The 23478-nt window shown below is 55.1% G+C and carries 15 protein-coding genes; 11 read left to right on the forward strand and 4 right to left on the reverse strand.

Annotation, left to right across the window (positions count from 1 at the left end; genetic code table 11):
- Positions 1–33: 33 nt before the first annotated feature.
- The 6 genes from A3850_RS15350 to tpiA all read left to right on the forward strand — a co-directional run bounded on the left by A3850_RS15350 (position 34) and on the right by tpiA (position 7061).
- The gene (locus A3850_RS15350) at positions 34–597 is read left to right on the forward strand and encodes a DUF5683 domain-containing protein (protein WP_157501271.1); all 564 of its coding nucleotides are present in this window, start codon (positions 34–36) and stop codon (positions 595–597) included.
- 23 nt (positions 598–620) lie between these two features.
- Complete coding sequence (locus A3850_RS15355) at positions 621–2372, forward strand: amidohydrolase (protein WP_231915335.1); 1752 nt, start codon at positions 621–623, stop codon at positions 2370–2372.
- A gap of 139 nt (positions 2373–2511) precedes the next feature.
- Positions 2512–3747: a cytochrome-c peroxidase gene (locus tag A3850_RS15360; protein ID WP_197494073.1), complete on the forward strand. Its 1236-nt coding sequence runs from the start codon at positions 2512–2514 to the stop codon at positions 3745–3747.
- A 33-nt stretch (positions 3748–3780) separates the two neighbouring features.
- A complete protein-coding gene (locus A3850_RS15365; RefSeq protein ID WP_068218405.1) occupies positions 3781–5043 on the forward strand; it encodes a zinc dependent phospholipase C family protein in 1263 nt (420 codons plus the stop codon).
- A gap of 55 nt (positions 5044–5098) precedes the next feature.
- Positions 5099–6178: a biotin synthase BioB gene (gene bioB / locus A3850_RS15370; RefSeq protein WP_068218408.1), complete on the forward strand. Its 1080-nt coding sequence runs from the start codon at positions 5099–5101 to the stop codon at positions 6176–6178.
- 121 nt (positions 6179–6299) lie between these two features.
- Positions 6300–7061, forward strand: a complete 762-nt coding sequence (tpiA, locus tag A3850_RS15375) for a triose-phosphate isomerase (RefSeq protein WP_068218411.1) — start codon at positions 6300–6302, stop codon at positions 7059–7061.
- 85 nt (positions 7062–7146) lie between these two features.
- Here tpiA and A3850_RS15380 read toward each other — a convergent pair whose 3' ends face one another.
- Together A3850_RS15380 and ubiE are read right to left on the reverse strand one after the other, a co-directional pair.
- A complete protein-coding gene (locus tag A3850_RS15380; RefSeq protein WP_157501274.1) occupies positions 7147–7917 on the reverse strand; it encodes an outer membrane beta-barrel protein in 771 nt (256 codons plus the stop codon).
- Positions 7863–8603 carry a bifunctional demethylmenaquinone methyltransferase/2-methoxy-6-polyprenyl-1,4-benzoquinol methylase UbiE gene (gene ubiE / locus A3850_RS15385; protein ID WP_068219860.1) on the reverse strand — a complete coding sequence of 247 codons (741 nt, stop codon included), beginning with the start codon at positions 8601–8603 and terminating at the stop codon, positions 7863–7865. The genes A3850_RS15380 and ubiE overlap by 55 nt, the downstream gene beginning before the upstream one ends.
- A 678-nt stretch (positions 8604–9281) precedes the next feature.
- On the opposite strand from ubiE, the gene gyrA reads away from it, so the two are divergent.
- Positions 9282–11858: a DNA gyrase subunit A gene (gyrA, locus tag A3850_RS15390; protein WP_068218413.1), complete on the forward strand. Its 2577-nt coding sequence runs from the start codon at positions 9282–9284 to the stop codon at positions 11856–11858.
- A gap of 235 nt (positions 11859–12093) precedes the next feature.
- Positions 12094–13434: a lipopolysaccharide assembly protein LapB gene (locus A3850_RS15395; RefSeq protein WP_157501277.1), complete on the forward strand. Its 1341-nt coding sequence runs from the start codon at positions 12094–12096 to the stop codon at positions 13432–13434.
- A 349-nt stretch (positions 13435–13783) separates the two neighbouring features.
- Here the strand turns inward: A3850_RS15395 and A3850_RS15400 are convergent, their stop codons facing one another.
- A complete protein-coding gene (locus tag A3850_RS15400) occupies positions 13784–15046 on the reverse strand; it encodes a putative DNA modification/repair radical SAM protein (protein ID WP_068218419.1) in 1263 nt (420 codons plus the stop codon).
- A gap of 324 nt (positions 15047–15370) precedes the next feature.
- Here A3850_RS15400 and trxB point away from each other — a divergent pair, with 324 nt between their 5' ends.
- Positions 15371–16309, forward strand: a complete 939-nt coding sequence (trxB, locus tag A3850_RS15405; protein WP_068218422.1) for a thioredoxin-disulfide reductase — start codon at positions 15371–15373, stop codon at positions 16307–16309.
- A gap of 153 nt (positions 16310–16462) precedes the next feature.
- Here the strand turns inward: trxB and folD are convergent, their stop codons facing one another.
- On the reverse strand, positions 16463–17332 hold the full coding sequence (gene folD, locus A3850_RS15410) for a bifunctional methylenetetrahydrofolate dehydrogenase/methenyltetrahydrofolate cyclohydrolase FolD (RefSeq protein ID WP_068218425.1): 870 nt from the start codon (positions 17330–17332) through the stop codon (positions 16463–16465).
- A gap of 187 nt (positions 17333–17519) precedes the next feature.
- On the opposite strand from folD, the gene A3850_RS15415 reads away from it, so the two are divergent.
- Complete coding sequence (locus A3850_RS15415) at positions 17520–22268, forward strand: proprotein convertase P-domain-containing protein (protein ID WP_082921855.1); 4749 nt, start codon at positions 17520–17522, stop codon at positions 22266–22268.
- 17 nt (positions 22269–22285) lie between these two features.
- Positions 22286–23365 carry a PorP/SprF family type IX secretion system membrane protein gene (locus A3850_RS15420; RefSeq protein ID WP_068218430.1) on the forward strand — a complete coding sequence of 360 codons (1080 nt, stop codon included), beginning with the start codon at positions 22286–22288 and terminating at the stop codon, positions 23363–23365.
- The last annotated feature ends 113 nt before the right edge of the window (positions 23366–23478 follow it).

Consider the following 23478-nt stretch of genomic DNA (forward strand, 5'->3'; position numbering starts at 1 on the left):
GATTCGCTTGAGATTATTGAACCCGCGGTGATTTTGCAGGATACTAACGCTACCCTAGCGCAAATTCAACGCGGCCCCAAACGGGCTTTGCTTTGGAGTATTATTCCGGGCGGTGGGCAGGCCTACAACAAGAAATTTTGGAAGGTGCCACTCGTTTACGGTGGCCTGCTTGGCATGGTAGCGTACGCCGATTTTAACCAGACGCAGTACCGGCGTTTTCGCGATGCGATCTTTGACCGGTGTCTGGGGGAAGGGAACGTCATCGTAATCCCTAACGAAACTTGCATTGTCAACGAAGGCGAATTCCCTGTCGCTCAGGTACCTACGAACGCTCTTATTTCTGCCCGTGATAACGCCGACCGGGCCCGGCAAACGGCCTACATCGGCATCTTCGTTGTCTACGCGCTTCAGGCCGTCGAAGCCTACACCGACGCGCATCTTCAGGAATTTGATATCTCCGACGATCTTTCCATTCACCTTGGCCCCCTCACCCAGCCGGAGTACGCCGTCGGCTACGGTCTTACGGTTCCGCTGGGCAGCAACCGCGGTTTTCAGCGGCAGGTCGCCACGGCGCGCCGGCTCTCTTTGGCCCGCTAAGCCCCGTCCACGTATTTTGCGGCATGATGTATTTCCGCTCCGCCTTCTTCCTACTGCTTCTGGTTCTTTGCGCCGCCTGCAACAATAATGAAAGCTCCACCGAAGGCGCCAAACTACTCGTTTACAACGCAAAAATCTGGACCGGCAAAGACTGTGCTGGCGTACAAGCGGGCGCTGCCGCAGGTGCCGGGTACTGTGGGACGACGATGCTCGTAGCCGCGGACGGAACCGTAAAGGCAGTAGGTAACGATACGTTAGATTGGACCGGCAAGGTGAATAAAAAGACGGTCCGTCTGGACGCCAACGGCCAGTGGATCATGCCCGGTTTCATTGAAGGCCACGCTCACTTCTCCGGCCTGGGCAGCTCGCTGCGCAACCTGAACTTCCTCCGCTCCAAAACTTGGGAAGAGATTGTCGGAATGGTGAAAGAAAGAGCCGATGCCACCCCCGCCGGCGATTGGATCTCCGGCCGCGGCTGGCACCAGGAAAAGTGGGACAAGCCCCACGACCACAGTGTTGGTGGCTACCCCGTACATGATGAACTGAGCAGACTCACGGCCGTAAACCCGGTGATTCTCCGCCACGCCAGTGGCCACGCGCTCTACGCCAATGCGAAAGCCATGGAGTTGGCCGGCGTTAACCGGGAAACGCCCGACCCCCGCGGTGGGCGCATCATCCGCGACGGCGAAGGCGATCCCACTGGTGTCTTCGAAGAACGGGCGATGGATCTGATCACGGATGCCTACCAAAATTTTGTACAGACGATGACGCCGGAGAGCCGCAAAGAAGAGTGGCTCGCGGGCATCACCGCCGCTCAGGATGAATGCCTGCGCAAGGGCATCACCAGCTTTCAGGACGCCGGCACCAAGTTCCGGGAGATCGACTGGTACCGGGAATTGGACGCCGCCGATAGCCTCCGCCTCAAACTTTGGGTCATGCTCCGCCATCCCCACGGCGAAATGGCGGGCCACATGGACGGCCTTCCCCACTACGGCGACCGTTTTACCTGTGCGGCCATCAAAACGGAATTGGATGGCGCCCTCGGTAGCTACGGTGCGTGGCTGATCGAACCCTACTTCGACAACCCCGGCTTCACGGGTCAGAACACCACCCTCGTCGAGACGGTGGACAGTATCGCTCAACTTGCCATTGCGAACGACATGCAACTGTGCGTCCACGCCATCGGCGACCGCGCTAACCGGGAAACGCTCAACGTCATGGAACGCTACCTGGAAGACGGGGCGGATCGGCGCTGGCGCATCGAACACAGCCAACACATTGACCCGGCGGACATCCCCCGCTACGGAGAACTTGGCGTCATTGCCAGCATGCAGGGTATCCACTGTACGTCGGACGCCCTCTTCGCCGAAACCCGCCTCGGTACGGAAAGGGCCCGCACTGGAGCCTACCCCTGGCGGGCGCTGTTGGATGCCGGAGCCGTAGTCACCAACGGAACGGATGCCCCGGTCGAGGACGTCGACCCAATCGAAAGCTACTACGCCAGCGTGACCCGCAAGCGGGCGGACGGGAAAGCGACCTTCTTCCCCGAACAAAAGATGACGCGAGAAGAGGGTTTACACAGTTACACGGCAGCCTGCGCCTTTGCGGCTTTTGAAGATGATAAGAAAGGACAACTACGGCCGGGCTTGGCGGCGGACTTCGTTATCCTCAGTAATAACCTACTCTCCTGCCCCGAATCGGACATCCTCAAAACGGAGGTCATTGCTACTTACGTGGATGGTTCGGAGGCCTACCGTCAGTCTCCGGGAAAGTAACCCGGTGAAAACTGTTAAAACTTGCGTGACTGACCAACAAGTTTGGCTTAGTAGCCGTCCTTTGATTGACAATAATCTGACAAAAGCTTGTGTTCTATCTTTATCTGTCAGACCTTTAGTGCACCCAGTTCGATTCCCTATGCGTTTATCCCATCTTTTGCTTGGCGGCTTTGTGGCCGTATCCCTTTTCTCCTGTGAGCCGGAAACCTTCACGGAAGGTGCGCCGCAGCAAGAAGGCTTCAGTAATCCCAAGGATATGTTCTTCGATGCGGAGGAACTGGCGGTGCTCAATCAGGAACTCAAGCTATCGGCAACCATCGAGCCAAACGTACAGCAATTGCCGCGCCACATCGCTCGTTTCGGCAGTCCCTCGTCTATTCGCCAGAGTGATTCTGATGCGCGTAAAGCACTGCTCGGTCGCGTCCTGTTTTACGATAAGGCGCTCTCCGCAACCGGTGAGACCAGTTGTGCTAGCTGTCACCTTCAGGAAAAGGCATTTGCGGACCCACTTGCCTTTTCTAAGGGCATCAACGGCGCCGTGACTAAACGGAATAGTATTGCCCTCGGCAGCGTCCCTTCCTTCGCTCCCTCCATCAGCGGCTACGGCAGCTCACCGGATGAGGAAAGCGCTGGCGTTGAAGGGACCGTGAAGTTCTTTTGGGACGAGCGGGCCAAAACGGTAAAGGAGCAAAGCGAATTGACCATCGAGGACGAACTGGAAATGGGTCGCGACCTCCACGAACTCTCTTCGGATCTGAAGAAGCTGGACATGTACAAGATCCTTAGCATGAAGGCTTACGGGACTACCGACTTGACGCCGGACCGCATTACGCTCGCCCTGGAGAAGTTCACCAGCTCCATTTCATCTATGGATACGCGCTTCGACCGTTTTCAGGATGCGCGTGCATTCAGTCAGGGAGCCCTCTTTACCCAGTTTACGGATAGTGAGATTCGCGGAGCTAACATCTTCGACCAGAACTGCGCCACCTGCCACAGTTCCAGCTTGACCGAACCGAATGTTGCCGTCGCCAACAATGGTTTGGACGCTACCTATACGGACAAAGGCATCGGTGAACTGACCGGGGAAGCCCGGATGAACGGCGTCTTCAAAGTGCCTTTCCTGCGCAACGTAGCGCTTACTGCTCCCTACATGCACGACGGCCGCTTCGCTACGCTGCGGGAAGTAATTGATCACTACAGTGAGGGTATTGAAAACCACCGGAACCTTCACCCAACTCTAAAGGGCCCCAACTTCACTGCCCGGAAGTTCAACTACTCGGAGCGTGATAAACAAGCGTTGGAGGACTTCCTGATGATGGCCACCGACGAGTCTATCGCTACGGACGAGAGCCTGAGTGACCCCTTCCGCCGGTAATCTTCCCCGGGCTGGGGGTGGTACCTTTGCCTCATGCAATTGAAGACGCTAATTAAAATATCGGGAATCGCATCCGTGGTCCTTGCCTCGGCTGTCCTGCTGACCAGCGTTGCGGACGGGCCAGAATGGGGCTTCTTTGGCCACCGACGCATCAACCGATTGGCCGTCTTTACGCTCGATCAGGACATGATGCCCTTCTTTCGGGCTAACCTCGACTGGGTGACCGACCACGCCGTCGACCCCGACAAACGTCGCTACGCCAGTAAGTACGAAGCCGTCCGCCATTACATCGATCTCGACCACTGGGGAGAAAGTGAGACTTTTCCGCACGTCCCCCGCCGTTGGACGGATGCCTTAATATATAAGGGGGAACTATCCTTGATTACTGAGCAGGATACCGTTGTTTGGACGACGGATACCATTCTCCAGGGCGATCCTGACTACCTATTCGCTGCTAACAGCCAAGTCATTCTTCGGAATGCGGAGGGTGAAGAGATGCAGCTTCCACTGGGCCAGTACCGGATGTTCTGGATCAACAATGTGCTACCCAACTATTACGAGGACGTGATCACAGCCGATGCCGACAGCGTGACTGCACTTGGATTTACCCTGGCTCCCGGGGCTCAGGTAGAAGTCAGGGAGCACTTTACGGAGTACGGCATCCTACCCTACCAATTAGAGCGCATGCAGCGGCGCATTACTCAGGCTTTTATTGATGAGGATTCCGACAGGATCCTCCGCCTCTGCGCAGAAATGGGTCATTACATTGGCGATGCTCACGTTCCACTTCATACCACCGAGAACTATAATGGGCAAATGACCGGGCAAACGGGCATCCACGCTTTCTGGGAAAGCCGCCTACCCGAGCTATTTGCGGATGACCAGTACGATTTCTTCGTCGGCAAGGCCCGCTACATTGAAGACCCGCGCGAGTATTATTGGGACATCGTACTCAAGAGTCATTCCCTGGTCGATTCCGTCCTGAATACGGAGCGCCGCCTTCGGGAAACCTTCCCGGAAGATCAGCAAATGGTATTCGATGAGCGCTCCGGGCGGACGATCAAGACTCAATCCGCCGAGTTTTCCGCCGCCTGGGATGCCGCCATGCAGGGGATGGTAGAAGAACGTTTTCGGGCCGCCATCCTAAGCGTCGGCAGTGTCTGGTACACCTGTTGGGTGGACGCTGGCCAGCCCGATCTAACCCGCCTGACACCTTCCCCAAAACTGTTTGCCAAGACGGATACGCTGGACCGTGCGGTGGGTTCCGGCAAGATCAAAGGGCGAACCCACGAGTAGCCAACGGCTATCGGCTAAAAGGGTATATTTGCCCGACCCAAATGTAGCCGCCCATATGACTGTAAAAGCTGACTCAATCGTTCAGGATTGGACCCTGGAAGCCCTGCGTGAATTACACGATAGCCCCCTGATGGACCTCGTCTTCCGCGCCGCCAGCGTTCACCGACAGCACCACGACCCGAACGAAGTGCAGATGAGCAGCCTCCTCAGTATCAAGACCGGTGGCTGCCCCGAAGATTGTGGGTACTGCCCGCAGGCCGCCCGCTACCACACCGACATTGAAGAAAACGCCCTCATGACCGTGGAGCAGGTAAAGACCGCTGCCACCCGCGCTAAAGGACTAGGTAGCAGCCGCCTCTGTATGGGTGCCGCCTGGCGAAATGTCAAGGACGACGCCGAATTTGATCAGGTGCTCGACCTTGTCCGGACGGTCAATGGTCTAGATATGGAGGTTTGCGCAACACTGGGCATGCTGACGCCTAACCAGGCTGAACGTCTCGCTGCCGCAGGTTTGTACGCTTACAATCACAATATTGATTCCTCCGAAGATTACTACAAAGAGGTTATTTCCACCCGGGGATATGAGGACCGAATTGAAACCATTGGGAACGCCCGCAACGCTGGCCTCACGGTTTGCTCCGGCGGAATCATCGGAATGGGCGAAAGCATTGACGACCGCCTGAAAATGTTGATGACCCTCGCCAGCCTCAGCCCTCAACCAGAATCAGTCCCCATCAACGCTCTAGTAGCCGTCGAAGGCACTCCGCTGGAGGACCAAAAACCGGTGCCCATCTTTGAAATGATCCGCATGATCGCCGTTACGCGCATCATGATGCCGACGACGACGGTTCGCCTTTCCGCTGGCCGTACGAGCATGAGCCCGGAAGGTCAGGCCATGTGCTTCCTGGCGGGTGCGGGTTCCATTTTTGCTGGTGATAAGCTACTCACTACCCCCAATCCGGAGGCATTCGAGGACCTGGAAATGTTCAGCAACCTGGGTTTGAAACCAGCAACCGCTTACGCGAAAGGAGAGAAACCTACGATCAAGGATGACCCCGGTGCCCCCAACGCTAAGACCCGCATCAAGTGGAGCCGTCCCGGCCACAAAATCGAGCGGAACGAAGCCAAGCGTTAGCGCAGTTCTCAAATATTCGTGATCCGAGAGGTGAACGTGGGCCCGCACCACGTACCTCCTGTTTTCGTCAACCAACTACCCGCAGGCACCTTTAGTGCCAGGAGAAAATAAACCCCATACTATGTCTACCCCCACAAACCGCCGCATCGTAGCTGGCAACTGGAAAATGAATACTACCCCTACCGAAGGCGCCGCCTTGGCGCAGGGAGTAATTGAGCAAGCTGGAAGTCCCTCCGGGAAAGTCATCTTCGGCGTGCCCGCTATCCAATTGGTAAAGATCAAAGAGATCGTTGCTGGTGCCAATGGCTACTTCGTCGCCGCCCAAAATATGCATGAAGCGGATAAGGGTGCTTACACCGGCGAGCACAGCGCAGCCATGCTGGCGGATGCCGGCGTTGACTACGTTATCCTTGGCCACAGTGAGCGCCGTGAATACAACGGTGAGGACGACTCCCTCATTCACGAGAAGATCATCAAGGCACTGGACCACGGCATCATGCCGATCTACTGCTGTGGAGAAAAGTTGGACATCCGCGAAGCCAACAACCAGGAGATGGTGGTGGGTAAGCAGATTGAGCGCGCCCTATCCTCTCTATCGGAAGAGCAAATGAGTAAGGTGGTCATCGCTTACGAACCCGTATGGGCCATCGGTACCGGCAAAACAGCCAGCCCCCAACAAGCGCAGGATATGCACGCCTTCATCCGCCGGATGATCTCCGATGCTTTCGGTTCCGGCGTTGCGGAGAATGTGAGTATCCTCTACGGCGGCTCCGTAAAACCCGCCAACGCCGAAGAACTCTTCGGTATGGCCGATGTCGACGGTGGCTTAGTGGGTGGTGCCTCCCTAGATGCGGAAAGCTTTGCGGCCATCATTAAAGCCTAGAATACAATACAGTACTTCCACGTAAAAAGGGCCACCCAATTGTTTGGGGCCCTTTTGTTATGTATGCGATGATTGTAAGAACTGCCTAACCTTCAATGTGGAAGCTCAGCGTGAAGGTTCGGCTCAGCACCTTGTCGAGTACGGTACTTTCGTCCAGGCCGGGATTAAAAATCAGCGTATTACCGATGCCGTGGCTAATCTTAAATTCCGGGCTAAAAATGAAATAAGGAAAGAAGAATTGTACACCCGCTCCATACTCTACCTGGAAGTCGTGGGGACTGATTCTTACGAGTTCTTCGGACTGCCGGGCGCGCGATTCACTCGCCACGTCAAAGCTGTACTTGGCACCGGCCACAACGAACATGCGCTTATCCCGGTAGGGAGCAGATTTATACCGGAAGTGGAAGGGCAACTCCACAAAGACGGACTGAACTGAGCGCTGCGTTTCCCTTACGCCCCTTGCGGTGCGCTGGTAATTCAATCGTCGCTCGGCGAAGCTGAATCCGGGTAGGAAACGGAAATCAAAATACTTGCCAATTTTGAGGTTGGCAATCATATTCAAATTGAAGCCGGGGCCACTTAAGCTATTAACCGCCGTAATGGTATCGCTGAACAGAAACTCCTCACTGCGGAATGGGGTATAGCGGCTGCTATTTAGGCCTAGTGTAAGTCCGAAGTATAACTTTTTAGCCTGAAAATCCTGATAGTTCCGGTTGCGGCCGCCGGTATACTGGGCCGAGAGATCGGTGGAAACAAAAATAAGGGCCAGCAGAAGCAGCGCGCCGCTAAGCACCCGTTTGCCTATTCCTTGTAGGCCGTGTAGATAGTGGCGATGCCGAAAGTCAGTGGGTCGCATTCAGTTCTTTTGTACCCTACCCGATCGAGAATATCAGTAAAAGCTTTTCCGCTGGGGAAGGCCTGTACGGACTCAAAGAGGTAAGCGTAAGCGCGGGGATCTTTCGACTGTAAACGGCCGATCATCGGCATAATTTTACCGAAGTAGAAATTAAATCCCCAACGAATGGGCGCAAAGGTAATCCTACTGAACTCAAGAATGACCACTTTACCGCCGGGCCGAAGCACCCGGAGCATTTCTGCCAGGCCCTTCTCGAGGTGCTCAAAGTTGCGGACGCCGAAACTGACGGTAACTGCATCAAAATGATCATCCGGATACGGGAGTGCTTCGCTGTCGCCCTGTACCAGGACAATTTGCTCATCCAAACCGGCGGCGCTCACTTTCTCGCGGCCGTATTTGAGCATCCCTTCCGAAAGGTCAAGGCCGGTCACGTGCTCCACGTCCGTGCGTTTGATGGTTTGGATGGCCACGTCCGCTGTGCCGGTTGCTACGTCAAGCACTTTCTTATGGACGTTGCCGTCCAATTCCTTGATCATTTTGGCGCGCCAGAGGGTATCTACTCCCAGCGACGTTCCGCGGTTGAGTAAATCGTAAGAAGAGGCGATGGAGTCAAACATCTTTCCTACCTCAGACTTCTTGGAATCCGTTTCCCCGTAGGGCTTTACTACGTCGTGGTCGTGCGTCATAGCTGAATAAACCGGTCCGCCGAGGTTTAGTTTCAGAAATAATTGAAAGTAATTTTCCTCCAGTTCCAGCGCCTTTGAGTTGGGAGTTATCTGGTCCAAACCGTGAGCCGGTTTCTACGATCTAGGTTATCACTTTCACCTACATGATGAGAGACTAAAAGGTAACCAGCGGACAGATGGTATTTTATCAGAAACTCCTATCAACTCCGAGCAGTAGCTCTTTATGCAAATTCCAGGCTGTTGAATAATTCCATGCCTCGCGCATGCTCCACTTTAGTCTCTGCCCATCTAAGCATAACTATTTCATAATCAGCTTAATGCGTCATCCTCAAAACCGACATCAATAGAGAAATCCAGTTCCTCTCGAATAAAATTTCGGGACCGAGTCAGATGGATAAAAGTTGTCCTTTTTAGCTACCTCAATTACAGCCATTTCAGTGGGCTTTTAAGCCCCGTAAATCCTTCGTTTTTAGGGCGCTACTTTGTATCTTCGCGAGTATTGTTCAAGGGGGTGGCGATGCCACTTTTTTGGGCGCTGCCGCAGGTGCAAAGCCGGTAGGTAGCACGCATTAGGATCGACCTTTTGTCAGCTGGGAACGGCGGTTTACTTGCCCTCTTCCCCGGCACCTGCGACAGCGCAGAATTAGGTTGATGATTTACTGACTTAGATACCAAATTATGGCAGAGAAGCAACGGATCATTCCGGTCAATATTGAGGACCAGATGAAATCCGCCTACATCGATTATTCGATGTCGGTAATCGTAAGCCGCGCCCTTCCGGACGTTCGCGACGGACTTAAACCGGTACACCGGCGGGTCCTTTTTGGCATGAACGAACTGGGCGTGAGTTTTAGAAGCTCCCACAAAAAATCCGCCCGTATTGTCGGGGAAGTGCTGGGTAAGTATCACCCCCACGGTGATAGCTCCGTGTACGACACGATGGTGCGAATGGCCCAGGATTGGTCCCTGCGCTATCCCCTAGTGGACGGGCAGGGTAACTTCGGCTCTATGGATGGCGACTCCCCCGCCGCCATGCGTTACACCGAGGCCCGCCTGGAAAGAATTGCCGATAGCCTACTCGGTGACCTCGACAAGGATACCGTGGACTACCAATTCAACTTCGACGATACGTTGAAGGAGCCAACCGTCCTACCAACGAAGATCCCCAACCTACTGGTGAATGGTGCCTCCGGTATCGCAGTAGGTATGGCCACCAACATGTTACCCCACAACCTGAATGAGGTGGTGGACGGCATCGTTGCCACCGTCGATAAGCCGGACATCTCGATCGATGAGTTGATGCACTACATCAAAGGCCCGGACTTCCCGACCGGTGGCATCATCTACGGCGTGGATGGCGTTCGTGAAGCATTCGAAACTGGCCGCGGCCGGGTCGTGCTCCGAGGTCGGGCCGAAGTGGTGGTTGATAATGACGATCGGGAAACGATCATCATTAGTGAAATCCCCTACCAGGTCAACAAGTCCGTACTCGTTGCGAAGATCGCCGAACTGGCGAACGAAGGCAAAGTAGAAGGTATCCGGGACGTGCGGGATGAATCCGACCGGGACGGTCTCCGCATCGTTATCGAGATCAAACGGGATGCACTGGGCTCCATCGTCCTCAGCTACCTCTACAAGTACACTCCGCTGCAGACCAGCTACGGCGTCAACAACGTCTGCCTCGTGAAGGGACGGCCGATGACGCTGAACCTGAAGGATCAGATCGAAGAGTTCATCGAGTTCCGCCTGGAGGTTATCCAGCGCCGAACCCAATTTGAACTCAACAAAGCACTCGCCCGGGCCCACATCCTGATCGGCCTCCTGGTTGCCCTGGATTACCTCGACGAAGTAATTGCCTTGATTCGTGCAAGTGCCAACGTAGATGATGCCCGCGACGGCCTCATGCGAGGAGACTTCATCGACGATAAGGATGCCTTCTGGGCGAAGTTCCGCGACCTCGTGGAAGAAGCTCAGACCGATGAGTTGCGCGTAGCGTCCGGGAACGTTCTCAGCGAGGCCCAGGCGAAAGCCATCCTCGAGATGCGCCTGCAAAAATTGACTGGCCTCGAACTGGATAAGATCCGCGCCGAGTACGCCGAGATCCGCGAATTGATCGATGACCTGCGGGACATTTTGGACCGCCCGGAACGTCAGCGCGACATCGTCAAGGAAGAGCTCCTCGACGTGAAGACCCGCTTCGGCGACGAGCGCCGCTCCGAGATCAGCTTGGATACAGCGGACATCTCCATCACGGACATGATCGCCGACGACGACGTTGTTGTTACCATCAGCAAACTGGGCTACATCAAGCGGACGAACGTGGAGGAATACCGCGCTCAGTCTCGCGGAGGCCGGGGCAGCCGCGGCTCCAAGACGCGCGATAAAGATTTTGTCGAACACCTCTTCATTGCGAGTAACCACAACTACCTCCTGCTCTTTACCGATAAGGGTCGTTGCTTTTGGTTGCGCATCTACGAGATCCCCGAAGCGAGCAAGCAAAGTGCGGGCCGCGTGATTCGCAACATCATCGCGATGCCGAAGGACGAAAACGTGCGGGCTTACATCAGCGTGGAGGATCTGACCGACGAGGAATTCCTCAATAGCCACAGCATCATCTTTGCCACCAAACGGGGAATCGTCAAGAAGACCAGTCTGGAAGCTTACAGCCGTCCGCGGACGAATGGCATCAACGCCATTTCCATCAACGAAGGCGACGAACTCCTGGAGGTACGCTTGACGACTGGCAATAGCCATGTTTTCCTAGCTAGCCGTAAAGGCCAGGCTATCCACTTCGAGGAGGAGAAGGTGCGGCAAATGGGTCGAAACGCCGCCGGTGTTCGGGGCATTAGCCTCCAAGGTGCCGAGGACGAGGTCGTCGGAATGGTGACCATCGACCACGAACAGGACCAGGATAAAACCATCCTGGTCGTGAGTGCTAACGGTATCGGCAAACGAAGTAACTGGGATGACTACCGCATCACCAACCGTGGTGGCAAGGGTGTTCGGACCATGAAAGTGACCGACAAAACCGGTGAATTGGTGGCCCTGAAAGCCGTCAATGAGGAAGATGACCTGATGATCACGAACCGCTCTGGTATCGTCATTCGGACGGGCATCGATTCCCTTCGCGTAATGCGGCGTGACACCCAGGGTGTCCGCCTGATCAACATCGAAAAGGGGGATAGCATCTCTGACGTCGCCGTGGTCCGCAACGATGGTGAAGTCCCGGAAGACGCCGTTGGCGAAGAGGAGTAGGTCAACTCGGCGGCTCCCGCTGAATGACTACTGCTGGCCAATAGCCATAGATTTTGAACCTGAAGCCCCTTTCCCGATTTATTCCGGTGAAGGGGCTTTCTCGTACGGGCATTGAATTTTAAGCCCACGTTAACGACATTTGCTCCCGTAATTAACGTTTTCGCGTTACCCTTGCGGCCAACAATACGTCTGTAAGGGCGAAACGAAACAACTCGTAAACCAACTAATGCAAATCATGCAAAGAATTATTCTCAGTATGCTCGTCGCGCTTATCGCCGTCTCCGGCCTCGTTGCGCAAACGGGCGAAGCCGCTTTCAAGCAAGCACGCAAGTCATTCGACACCTACAAACTCAATTCCGATAAAGAAGCCCTCGCTGAAGCCGTCACTTTGATTGCCACCGCAATGGAAGATGCCGAAGTAGCCGCCGACCCAAAAGCACTCGTCGAGGCGGGTGACATCTACAAAGAAGCCGTCATCCAGTACGTCAACAAGCGTTTCATTGATGCTAACGACAAGGAGCGGATGTTTGAGATGCCCGGTGTAATGTCTGCCAAGGCTTACATGAAGGCCTACGAAATGGCAGAAAAGAAAGGCGACAAAAAAGCTGCGCTTAAAGGCCTTTCGGAAATTCAGGGTAACCTGACCAATGAGGGTATCTACGCTATTCAGGACGGTGCCACCAATCCCAAGCTGTACGAGCAGAGCTACACCAGCTTTACCACTAACTTGATGGTAAACGACTTCCTGGAGAAGAACGGCGGTGAAGTCCTGGTTACACCCGAAAGCATCACGCAGGACAAATACTTCGCTGCCCTCGCCGCAACGCTGAGTAAGCAGTACGAGAACGCACTCCCACTCTACGAGGAACTTTACGCTGCTAAGTACGACGACGCCGCGATCTACGATGGCCTCTACAAGATCTACACCGATAAGGGCATGAAGGATAAGGCAGAGAAAGTCCTGGTGGAAGGCCGTGAGCGCTACCCCGAAGAAAGCTCCTTGCTCTTTACCGAAATCAACTACCTCCTTGGTGAAGGCCGCCTCGACGAACTGACCGGCAAGCTGGAAACTGCGATCAACAAGGAGCCCGAGAACATGAGTCTCTACTCTACCCTTGCCTCCGTCTACGAACGTCTGTACAATCAGGCTAACGAAGCCGGCAAAACCGACGAAGCTGCGGACTACTTCGCAAAGGCGGAAGCTGAATATAACCGTGGTCTCGCTAAAGACCCCAACTCTTCCCGTATGATCTATGGCCTCGGTGCGATGATCTACAATAAAGGCGCCCTGATGTCACAGGACCTGGAAACACTTGGTGACGATTTCTCAAAGGAAGGCCAGAAAAAGTACGACGCGCTGAAAGCAAAAGTTGACGCTGAGTTTGCTAAAGCCCTCCCCTTCTTCCAGAAGGCAGAGATGGCGGACCCCAACGATGTTAATACGCTGATCGCTCTAAAAGAGATGTACGCTCGCCAGGGTGAGTACGAAGTATCCGGAGAGTTCAAAGAGCGCATTGCTACCATCCAGGGTGGTGGTAAAGTAGGCGGTTCTTACTTTAAGGAGAAGGGTATGTAATTCACCTGCGGTGAATCAACTACTCGGAAGGGCCGGGCTGCGTGTGCAGCTCGGCCCTTTTTTCGGTACCGGACCTCCGGTCCGGTTTCTTTTTTAGGGCGGTAAGTGTTCCGATTTTTTATCACCCTTGATCAGCCTCTGAGAATGCTAGTTTAATCACACAATTTGCGAATCGTATTGCGATTTATTTCGCAGGAGTAGGGGAGGTTGGGGAGAGGGAGAGGCCTGCGGCGCTTTTTGCAATTTGAGGATCTACCGTTCAATTGAGCGGGGAGACCGAAACACGAAAACGCTATGCCCAGCGATATAAACACCTGTCAACCAAAGCTTTGCAGGTAAACATCACTTTTTAACCAAACAAGCTCATCTGTTGAGTATTCACGTGTCTACCTTTCGTTTGCCCTTGCAGAACCCGTCGTCGAATCACTCGCGGATCGAAGCCTAATTGGCGGAAGTCCTTGTCCGCACTAATGATGAAATACTGCGCGCGCTTCCAGACCACGCCGATCTTCTTAAGGTGTTCGCGGCGCAAGGATTGGAACCTGCGGGATTGAACGATTTTGTGGGCACTCTTCACGCCAACGCCAGGGATACGAAGGATCATCTCGAGCGTAGCTGTATTGACGTCCACAGGAAAAAGGGCGGGATTTCGCAGGGCGTAGGCCAGTTTAGGGTCTACTTCCGGGTCCAGCATAGGGTTAGCGTCGTCGACAATTTCGGTGGCGTCGAATTTGTAGAAGCGCATTAACCAGTCGGCTTGGTAGAGGCGGTTTTCCCTTCGCAATGGCGGTGCGCTCAGCGTAGGCAACCGGTTATCGTCGCTGATGGGTACATAACCGGAGTAGTAGACGCGCTTTAGTGATTGTTTTTGGTACAGCGTTTTGCTAAGCTTGAGGATGTCCTGATCGGTTTCCGGGCTGGCGCCGATGACCATTTGGGTGCTCTGGCCGGCGGGGGCAAACGTTGGTTTGTGAACCGATTTGATCAACGCTTTCGATTGTGCTTTGTAGTCATCAATGGAGCCCTTCAGGAAATTCATGGGTTTGTAGGCATCGGCGTAACTTTTTTCCGGTGCGACTTTTTTGAGGCTCATTTCACTGGGCATTTCCAGGTTAACGCTCAGGCGGTCGGCGTAGAGGCCGGCTTCGTGGATGAGTTCATCGCTGGCACCGGGGATGGCCTTGAGGTGGATGTAGCCATTGAAGCGGTGCTCCGTCCGCAATGTTTTGGCGATTCGAACCAGGCGCTCCATGGTATAGTCCGCGCTCTTGAAAATACCCGAGCTCAGGAAAAGGCCCTCAATGTAATTGCGCTTATAGAAATTGATGGTGAGGTCCACCACTTCTTCTACGGTGAAGGCTGCGCGCTTAACGTCATTACTCTTCCGGCTGACGCAGTAGGCGCAATCGAAAATGCAATGGTTCGTCAACAGAATTTTGAGGAGAGATACGCAGCGACCGTCCTGGGTGTAGGTGTGGCAAATTCCCGTTCCGGTTGCGTTACCGAGCCCATCCGGCGTGTTCTTGCGCTTGCTGCCGGAACTACTGCAGGATACGTCGTATTTCGCGGCGTCAGCAAGGATGGACAGTTTCTCGGAAATGCGTTCGTTCATCCTTTAAAGGTACCACTCATTTTGTTGGCAAACAACAAATTTTAAGCCATTATTTGTTTTACTACGCATTTTGTTTTGTCGGCGTCCTACTCCCGTTTAGCGTCGTTTTTTGCGCTGCCGCGGGTGCGATGTTTAGGGGACTGCGGAGCTCATCCAATTACTCAGCACCTGCGGCAGCGCCTTGTTGTTGTCGGTATCCGACGGGCTCAACTGTTGTGAGTGACGAGCCATCAACCGGAGGTAGAGGCGTGGTGTTGAAGTGGACAAAATGAAGGAAGGGTGGCCCCGGCTGAATTCTTACCTTTGCGCAAAATTTACTACCCCATGGGAACTGAACCACTGAAAACCGTCATTATTGGCTCCGGCCCCGCCGGCTATACTGCTGCCATCTACGCCGCCCGCGCTAACCTGAGCCCCGTTCTCTACACCGGCAAGGAACCCGGCGGACAATTGATGATCACGACGGACGTGGAAAACTTCCCCGGCTACCCGGATGGTATTCAGGGCCCCGCGATGATGGAAGACCTCCGCAAACAAGCCGAGCGGTTTAATACGGAAGTGAAGTACGAATTGATTGACAAGGTCGATTTTAGTGGGCCGATCCACAAAATTTACACTGAAAGCGGAGAAGAGATTGCTTCGCACACAGTCATCATCAGCACCGGAGCGAGTGCCCGTTGGTTAGGCCTCGAGAGTGAGCAGCGCCTGATGAATAATGGCGTAAGCGCCTGCGCCGTTTGCGACGGATTCTTCTACCGAAATAAGCCCACCGCCATTGTTGGCGCCGGCGATAGTGCCTGCGAGGAAGCCCTTTACCTGAGCAACCTTTGCCCGGTCGTCCACATGTTCGTGCGCCGCGATGAGATGCGGGCCTCGAAAATCATGCAGGACCGCGTGAAGAAGCAAGCCAACATCAAGATCTACTGGAATACGGAAACCGAGGAGATCCTGGGCGACGAGTTCGTGACTGGCGTGCGCGTCTTCAACAACAAAACTGGCGAGAAGCAAGAGATTCCGGTGGATGGTTTTTTCGTCGCCATTGGCCACGTTCCCAACACCAAGCTGTTTGCCGACTGGCTCGATATGGAAGAGACCGGCTACCTGGTCCACCAACCGAATAGCACGAAGACCAACGTTCCCGGCGTCTTCGTTTCCGGCGATGCCGCAGACCACGTTTACCGCCAAGCCATTACCGCAGCGGGAACGGGTTGTATGGCTGCGCTGGATGCGGAACGGTATTTGGGGGAGACGGGGGTTATTTAGGAGGGCTTTGCCTTTGGAACGGCTTCGCCTTTGGTACGCGCTGCGCGCTTTAGGACGTTTCGCTTTAGGGCTACCGCTGCAGTGATAGTAGCCCTAAAGCGCAGCGTCCTAAAGCGCAGCGTCCTAAAGCGCAGCGTCCCAAAGCGAAGCGTCCTACCCCTTACTCGCCTGCAACGTATTCATCAACAAAGAGACCACCGTCATCGGCCCTACCCCACCCGGTACCGGTGTCATGGCGGAGACTTTGTCTTTTAGGCCGTTATAGTCTACGTCACCGCAAAGGCGGTAGCCACGTTTGCGGGAGGCGTCTTCGACGCGGTTAATTCCGACGTCGATGATGACGGCGCCTTCTTTGACCATGTCAGCCGTCACCATTTCGGGTTTACCGATGGCGGCAATGAGGATGTCGGCGCGTTTGGTGTGGAAGAGCATGCCTTCGGTTCGGCTGTGGCACATGGTCACGGTCGCATTGCCCGGTTCTCCTTTTCGGCTAAGCAGGATGCTCATTGGGGTTCCAACGATGTTTGACCGACCAAGCACAACTACCTCTTTTCCAGTTGTTTGGATACCGTATCTTTCCAGCATCGTCATGATACCATTTGGTGTGGCGGGGAGGTAGCTGGGGAGGCCCAGAGTCATTAGCCCGATGTTGACGGGTGTGAAGCCATCCACATCCTTTTTGGGATCGATGGCCAGGTTGACGGTATCCTCGTCGATGTGTTTGGGGAGGGGCAATTGGACGATGTAGCCATCCACATCTTCATCAGCGTTGAGCTTAGCTACCTCAGCCAGCAAGTCTTCCTGACTGACATCCTCGGGAAGCCGGATCAAGGAAGACTTAAAACCCACCTGCTCGCAGCTTCGCACCTTATTGCGAACGTAGACGTGGGATGCGGGATTATCGCCGACCAAAACCGCGGCCAGGTGAGGAATTTTGCCGCCCGCACTGCGAATCGCGTCAACTTCATCCTTCAATTCCGCTTTGATGGTCTCCGAAAGCGCCTTTCCATCCAATACCTGCATGCCTTTTTTCGTTTTGCGCCAAAGATAGCGGACCCGATGTTTAATTGGTCGTTACCCGAACACGAAACTGGTCCGTCTTCGGCTACCTTTGCGTTGATCAGGAGATCGTTCGCTTTCGCGATGCATTTGGTTTCGACTAAGTCGGTCTCCCGCTCACTACCAGCATAAGTTTACCTAAGAGCATACTATGACTAAGCGTTACTTTCGAATTATCCTGGCTCTTTGGTTAGTGACTATTAATTATGCCCTGTCCGCCCAGGAGTTTACGATTGACCAGGGAGGCACCGTAACGACTTGTGAAGGATTCTTCTTCGATGCCGGTGGCCAGGCCGGTCGGCACGGTCGCAATGTGGGTGATCCCGATGTATTCACCATTTGCCCCGATGGCTCGACCGGGTCAAGTATCCGAGTTTTCTTTACCGCTTTCGCCATTAATGGAACCTTTGAAGCTTTTAACGGGCCTAATACTTCCTCACCCGTCCTAGTCTCCTTTAACGAAGGGGACGAAGTAGATGCCTTTGAAGTGCGGGCGACGGCCTCGAACGCTTCCGGTTGCGTAACCTTTCGGTTTGAAAGCAACAGCGGTCCCTCCGAGTTAGGTTGGAATTCCTCCATCACCTGTGTATCGAATTGCCAGCCAATTGAGGCGAGTATCATCAATACCATCCCCAGCACTACGCTCGTCAATGGAGCGGCCTACATCGACGCTTGCCCCGGTGATTTGATCACCCTTACTGGTGACGCTGCTTACCCTGAGAACAACGCCCAGTACGCCCAGAGCAACGCCACCTCAACCTTCACCTGGACGTTTCAAGACGGCACCGTAACAACCGGGCAAACCGTCCAGCACGAATACCGGGAGGGCGGCGGTTACGAGATTGAGCTCACCGTTACTGACCGCCGTGGGTGTAAGAACTCCACGCGGATCATCCAGCGCGCCCGTATTGCGCCTTCCCCTTTCTTTCAGTTCGTTACGGATCTGCCCTCAGAGATCTGCCACGGGGATGACTTCACTCTGGATATTGATAACGGTACCAATGGCACGTCTACCGACGTAACGCCTCAAGTCATCACCTTCACACCTAGCCAAACCTTTTCGGAATTGACCTTGCTGCCCGATGGTAATGGCGTAACCTACTCTACCCCGCTGGACTTTACGGTATTCCAGACTGGCCAGACCCTGCAGGAAGGAGACCAGATCCTTAACATCTGTGCAACGATGGAGCATAGCTACCTCGGTGATCTCGCCCTCTGGTTGGAGTGCCCCGATGGGTCGCGCCTCGATCTTCACCGCAGACGCGCCAGCGATGATGACATTAGCCGACAAGTGCTTGGAGAAGGTAACCGGTCCACTACCACACCGGACGAGTGCGCAACCTACTGCTGGACGGCGGACGCCCCCCGCACCATGGCCCAAACGGTGAAGGAGGACAACATTGCTCGTTTACAGCAAGTCCCTCCCGGCGATTACGCCCCCGATGGCAGTTCCTTTGACGATCTCATTGGCTGCCCACTGAATGGTTCCTGGACGCTGAATATCCTCGACGGCGAACCGCAGGATAATGGCACCATCTGCTCCTGGTCAATTGGCTTCCGCGCGGATGTATTCCTGGGCCAACCAGAGTTCATCTTCCCCGTAGAGACCGTCGAAATCCTGGACAATGGTGACTTTCTGGACTACACCACGACTCGAGCTGAGCTCAACTCGGCCGACCCCGGACCTAAGAAGATTCGGATTGGATCGGAAGATTCACTGATGTGCGCCTTTGATACAACGATAGTCATCGACGTGTTGTCGCCGCTGGATCCGTCGTGTTCGAACTGTGATTTTTTGGATCCTTTCTCGATGCTGGATACCTCCATCTGCCCGGGGGATATGCTCCAATTTGACTTTTCCACCGTTATTTCCCCCGATACGCTAATTACCTACGAAGCGATTTTGCAGGATGAATTCAGCAACGCCGTAAACCGCAATCGCGCAAATAGTTACCAAAGCGTGATTCGGGTGGATGACCACAATGTTGAAGGGCCTCGCAGTGCTGCAACCACCATTGAAGCGGTATGCATAAGCCTGGAAAACAACGGTGACCTCCAAGACATCACGCTGGAAATCGAGAATCCTTCTGGCTCTCGCGTCACCCTGTTCACCGGCGCCGGTGGCCCGGGGGACGATCTGCGACAGACCTGTTTCAGCCCCGCCTCTTCCGCCAATATCGTTGCGGCTGGCAACCCCTTTACGGGCACCTTTGCGGCCCGTGATGACTGGTCACAATTTGACGGCGAAGGCATTAATGGCGACTGGACACTACACGCCTGGGATGCCGATGGGAACGATGTTTCTCAACTCGCTCGTTGGTCCATCACTTTGCGCCATGACTGGGGACTGTCCTATGAATGGTCGCCTGACCCATCCCTCAGTTGTACGGATTGCCCTGACCCCACGGTCAACACCGGTACGGCTACGGACTACGAACTGACCATCCGCTCTGAATCAGGTTGTGAAAAGACCATTCCGGTGTCCGTCAACTTCAACGCGCTGGACCTGGGCGCCACTGCCGCCATCGAAATGGTGGACTGTAACGGCGGTAGTGACGGTAGCATCACGGTCACCATCAGCACTCCCCTGCCCGGCGTGACCTACGCCTGGGAGGACGATATGAGCATCAGTGATCTTACCCGTACGAACTTAGCAGCCGGCACCTACACCCTCATTGCGACGGACGCGGATGGTTGTATGGAAATGCTGGAATACGAAGTCCTGGAGCCAGTCGCCCTTAGCGTCAGCGTAGACGTAGATGCCAACGTCAGTTGCTTCGCGGGTATGGACGGCGAACTCACAGCCGTACCTGCCGGTGGCACTGCTCCTTACGCTGCCGTCTGGGATGACCCCGCCGCGACTGATGAGTTGAGCGTCGATGGATTAGCATTGGGCACCTACCGCGTTGTCATCACCGATGCAAATGGCTGTACCGCTTCCGCGTCAGGTGCCGTTACGCAGCCCGACGAGTTGATTGCCACGGCCACCGCTACCCCAGTTATCTGCCGGGGTGAGGCCAATGGCACCGCTACGGTCACCACGACTGGTGGAACCGGCGACGTCACCTTTCTCTGGAGCACTGGAGGGAACACGGCCACCATCGCCGATCTGGGAGAAAATACTTTCACGGTCACGGCCACCGACGAAAATGGCTGTACGGCAATGGCGAGTACGACGGTCAATGAGCCCGACGATCCGCTAACGGTCACGGCTACGCAAACCGCATCGGGTTGCTCCGGCGCGACGAGTAATGAAGCCATCGCCAATGTGACGGGGGGAGCGGGATCGAACTCCTTTCTCTGGAGCAACGGAGAGACCGGCATGACGGCCACCATGCTTCCCCTGGGCCTCGCATCCGTGACCGTTACCGATGCTGGCGGGTGCGCCCGCGATGCTTCCGTGTTAATTGGTGAGCTCGACCCAATTACCGTAGCCATTACCGATGTCGCCCCGTCATGTAATGACCGCCAGGACGGCAGCCTGACCGCCATGCCATCCGGTGGCGCCGGTGTAGTACCTACTGACTTCACCTACGTGTGGAGTAACGGAGAAACCACGCAGACAATTAGTAACCTAATGGGTGGCCGCAGGTACGGCGTCACGGTGACGGGCCCTTCCGGTTGTACGGGCGAAGCCACTTTTGATTTAGCCATCCCGCCACCCATCGTAATCACCTCCGCTGGGGGACGCACCAGTTGTTTCGACACGCCCGACGGTAGTCTCACCCTGGACGACATTACCGGGCCGAATGGTGGTCCGTACGACGTCCTTTGGAGCCCGGAGGCTGGCGGAAGCACTGACCTGACCGTGACCGGATTGGCTGCGGGAGATTATCGCGTAACCGTTACCGACCCCAACGGTTGTTTACTGGACACCTTCCTGACCGTCACGCAACCTGATTCTCTGGAAGCTGCGGTGGTGCAGACCAACGTCAGTTGCAATGGAGATACGGACGGCTCACTCGTATCAGCGCCCGTTGGGGGTACCGGTCCCTACCAGTTTGCTTGGTCAAATGGATCGACCGAGGCGGGGATTGCGGACCTGCCGATCGGCGACTATACCTTATCGCTTACGGACGCTAGTGGTTGCCTGACCATAACCCCGTTTACAATCACCGAACCAGACGAATTACTTGCCTTACCGACCGCTGATTCGGTCCTCTGTATTGGGGACCCGACCGGTGCCATCCAGGTGAATTCTACCGGTGGTACCGGGCCTTTCTTATACTCTGTCGAAGGGCGGGGCATTAACCGGAACAGCGAATTCTTCGGATTTGCGGCCGGTGAATACCAGGTCGGCATTACCGACGCCAATGGCTGTACAAGTGAAGCGTCCATCCTCGTGCCGGACGGAGATGTCTTTGAGATTGACGCTGGGCCGGACACATCCGTCATTTTTGGTGACAGCATCACTTTGACGCCGATTCTGAACGGTGGAAAAGGTCAGATCGCTTTTACCGTTACCCCTTCCTCCCCTACCCTGCAGAGTTGTTTCGACTGCCCTGCACCGACGCTGCGTCCACAATTCCCGGTTGACGTAACCTACCGTGCGGTAGACGCCAATGGTTGTGTAGCGGAGGACGTAGTAAGTATTGAGGTACCCCGCATCCGGAACGTGGCCGTTCCCGGAGGCTTTTCGCCTGACCAGAACAACGTTAATGATTTGCTGCTCGTACACGGCCGGCCGGGTACACGGGTAGTGCTCTTCCAGGTCTACGATCGCTGGGCCAATTTGCTATTCGAGGCGGAGAATTTCTTCGTGAACGATCCTAACGTAGGCTGGGATGGCACCCAAAATGACCAGCCAGTTAATGCTGGCGTGTATCTCTACAAGTTGGTCGTTGAATACGACGATCTTTCCCAGGAAACGCTATCCGGCCAAACCACTCTAATCCGCTAATCCAGTAGCCAAGCCCCATGCAGTTATCTTCCAAGTTTTTCAAGCTGGCTTTTTGTTTCGGACTCCTACTGAGTAGTTGCTGGGCGCTGGCGCAGGATGCCAGGTTTGCGAACCTAGGCGCCACCCCGCAGCTTACGAACCCAGCGTTGACCGGGGTAATTTCCGGCCAACTCAGGGCGACGGCTAATTACCGAGAGTTGTACACCGCACTGCCGGGCGCGGAGGGTTACCGCAGTTACGCGGCCGGCGTCGAACTTCGCAGACCCGCCGGCAACGGGAATTACTTCGGCCTGGGAGCACAACTGCAACGGGATAACGCCCCTTCCAGTGACTTCAACCGCACCCAAGGCTTTATCGGTGGCAGCTATCAGCAACAAATTGGCGGCAATCTTCGCCGTGGATTAGGCCAGTACCTCTCCGCCGGCGCGCAGGTAGGTTTCGGCCAACGGGGGTTCGACCTGAATAAAGTGTGGTTCTCTAACCAGTACTTCGTCGATAACAACTCTCGGGAAGCTTACATCGACCGTACGCTCCCGAGTGGGGAAGGCATTGCCGGCGTCGGGAATGGTACCTACTTGGATGTCAACGTGGGTCTGAGCTACTTCGGCACCTTCGGGGATCGTTTGGCGGCTTACGCCGGAGTTGGTGCCTACCACCTTAACGCACCCAACGTTAGCCCCCTACCCGCAGGGCGGGATGACCTTGACCAGCGGTACGTCTTCCACGGTGGCGGCGAATTGCCATTAGGAAATGGTTACCCCAGCCTATTGCCGGCCGCTAGGGTGATGGTGCAAGGCCCATCGCTTGATGTCTTGTTAGGTAGCCACGTCCGGTACACGCAACGCGACTGGCGGGAGGTGGCCCTCCGCGCCGGGCTCTGGTTGCAGGGCAGTAACCAATCGGGAGACAATCTCAAACTCAATGCAATCATCGTTTCCTTCGGCCTTGAAACGGAACGGGTCCAATTCGCCGTCAATTACGACATCAGCGTTGGGGACCTGAATACCATCACCAACAGCCGTGGTGGGTGGGAACTGAGTGCGATTTATCAACAACCGGCGGATTACCGGGGAAAGGTGGTCTGCCCTAAGTTCTAGCCTCGTTTACCCCTTACCTTTGCACCTGCGGCAGCGCCTCCTCTACTTCAATCGTCTTAATTGCCATTTTTCCTACCAGTGTAGTTGACTATTTGATCCTTTTTGCGTCTGCT

The organism is Lewinella sp. 4G2 (assembly GCF_001625015.1).
GTDB lineage: Bacteria > Bacteroidota > Bacteroidia > Chitinophagales > Saprospiraceae > Neolewinella.

Bases quoted from the DNA above. Each gene is read 5' to 3' on its own strand.
- folD (WP_068218425.1), bottom strand. From the start codon at position 17,332: ATGCAGGTATTGGATGGAAAGGCGCTTTCGGAGACCATCAAAGCGGAA.
- A3850_RS15365 (WP_068218405.1), top strand. From the start codon at position 3,781: ATGCAATTGAAGACGCTAATTAAAATATCGGGAATCGCATCCGTGGTC.
- A3850_RS15400 (WP_068218419.1), bottom strand. From the start codon at position 15,046: ATGAACGAACGCATTTCCGAGAAACTGTCCATCCTTGCTGACGCCGCG.
- A3850_RS15415 (WP_082921855.1), top strand. From the start codon at position 17,520: ATGACTAAGCGTTACTTTCGAATTATCCTGGCTCTTTGGTTAGTGACT.
- A3850_RS15355 (WP_231915335.1), top strand. From the start codon at position 621: ATGATGTATTTCCGCTCCGCCTTCTTCCTACTGCTTCTGGTTCTTTGC.
- A3850_RS15395 (WP_157501277.1), top strand. From the start codon at position 12,094: ATGCAAAGAATTATTCTCAGTATGCTCGTCGCGCTTATCGCCGTCTCC.
- A3850_RS15380 (WP_157501274.1), bottom strand. From the start codon at position 7,917: ATGCGACCCACTGACTTTCGGCATCGCCACTATCTACACGGCCTACAA.
- tpiA (WP_068218411.1), top strand. From the start codon at position 6,300: ATGTCTACCCCCACAAACCGCCGCATCGTAGCTGGCAACTGGAAAATG.
- gyrA (WP_068218413.1), top strand. From the start codon at position 9,282: ATGGCAGAGAAGCAACGGATCATTCCGGTCAATATTGAGGACCAGATG.
- bioB (WP_068218408.1), top strand. From the start codon at position 5,099: ATGACTGTAAAAGCTGACTCAATCGTTCAGGATTGGACCCTGGAAGCC.
- trxB (WP_068218422.1), top strand. From the start codon at position 15,371: ATGGGAACTGAACCACTGAAAACCGTCATTATTGGCTCCGGCCCCGCC.
- A3850_RS15360 (WP_197494073.1), top strand. From the start codon at position 2,512: ATGCGTTTATCCCATCTTTTGCTTGGCGGCTTTGTGGCCGTATCCCTT.
- A3850_RS15420 (WP_068218430.1), top strand. From the start codon at position 22,286: ATGCAGTTATCTTCCAAGTTTTTCAAGCTGGCTTTTTGTTTCGGACTC.
- ubiE (WP_068219860.1), bottom strand. From the start codon at position 8,603: ATGACGCACGACCACGACGTAGTAAAGCCCTACGGGGAAACGGATTCC.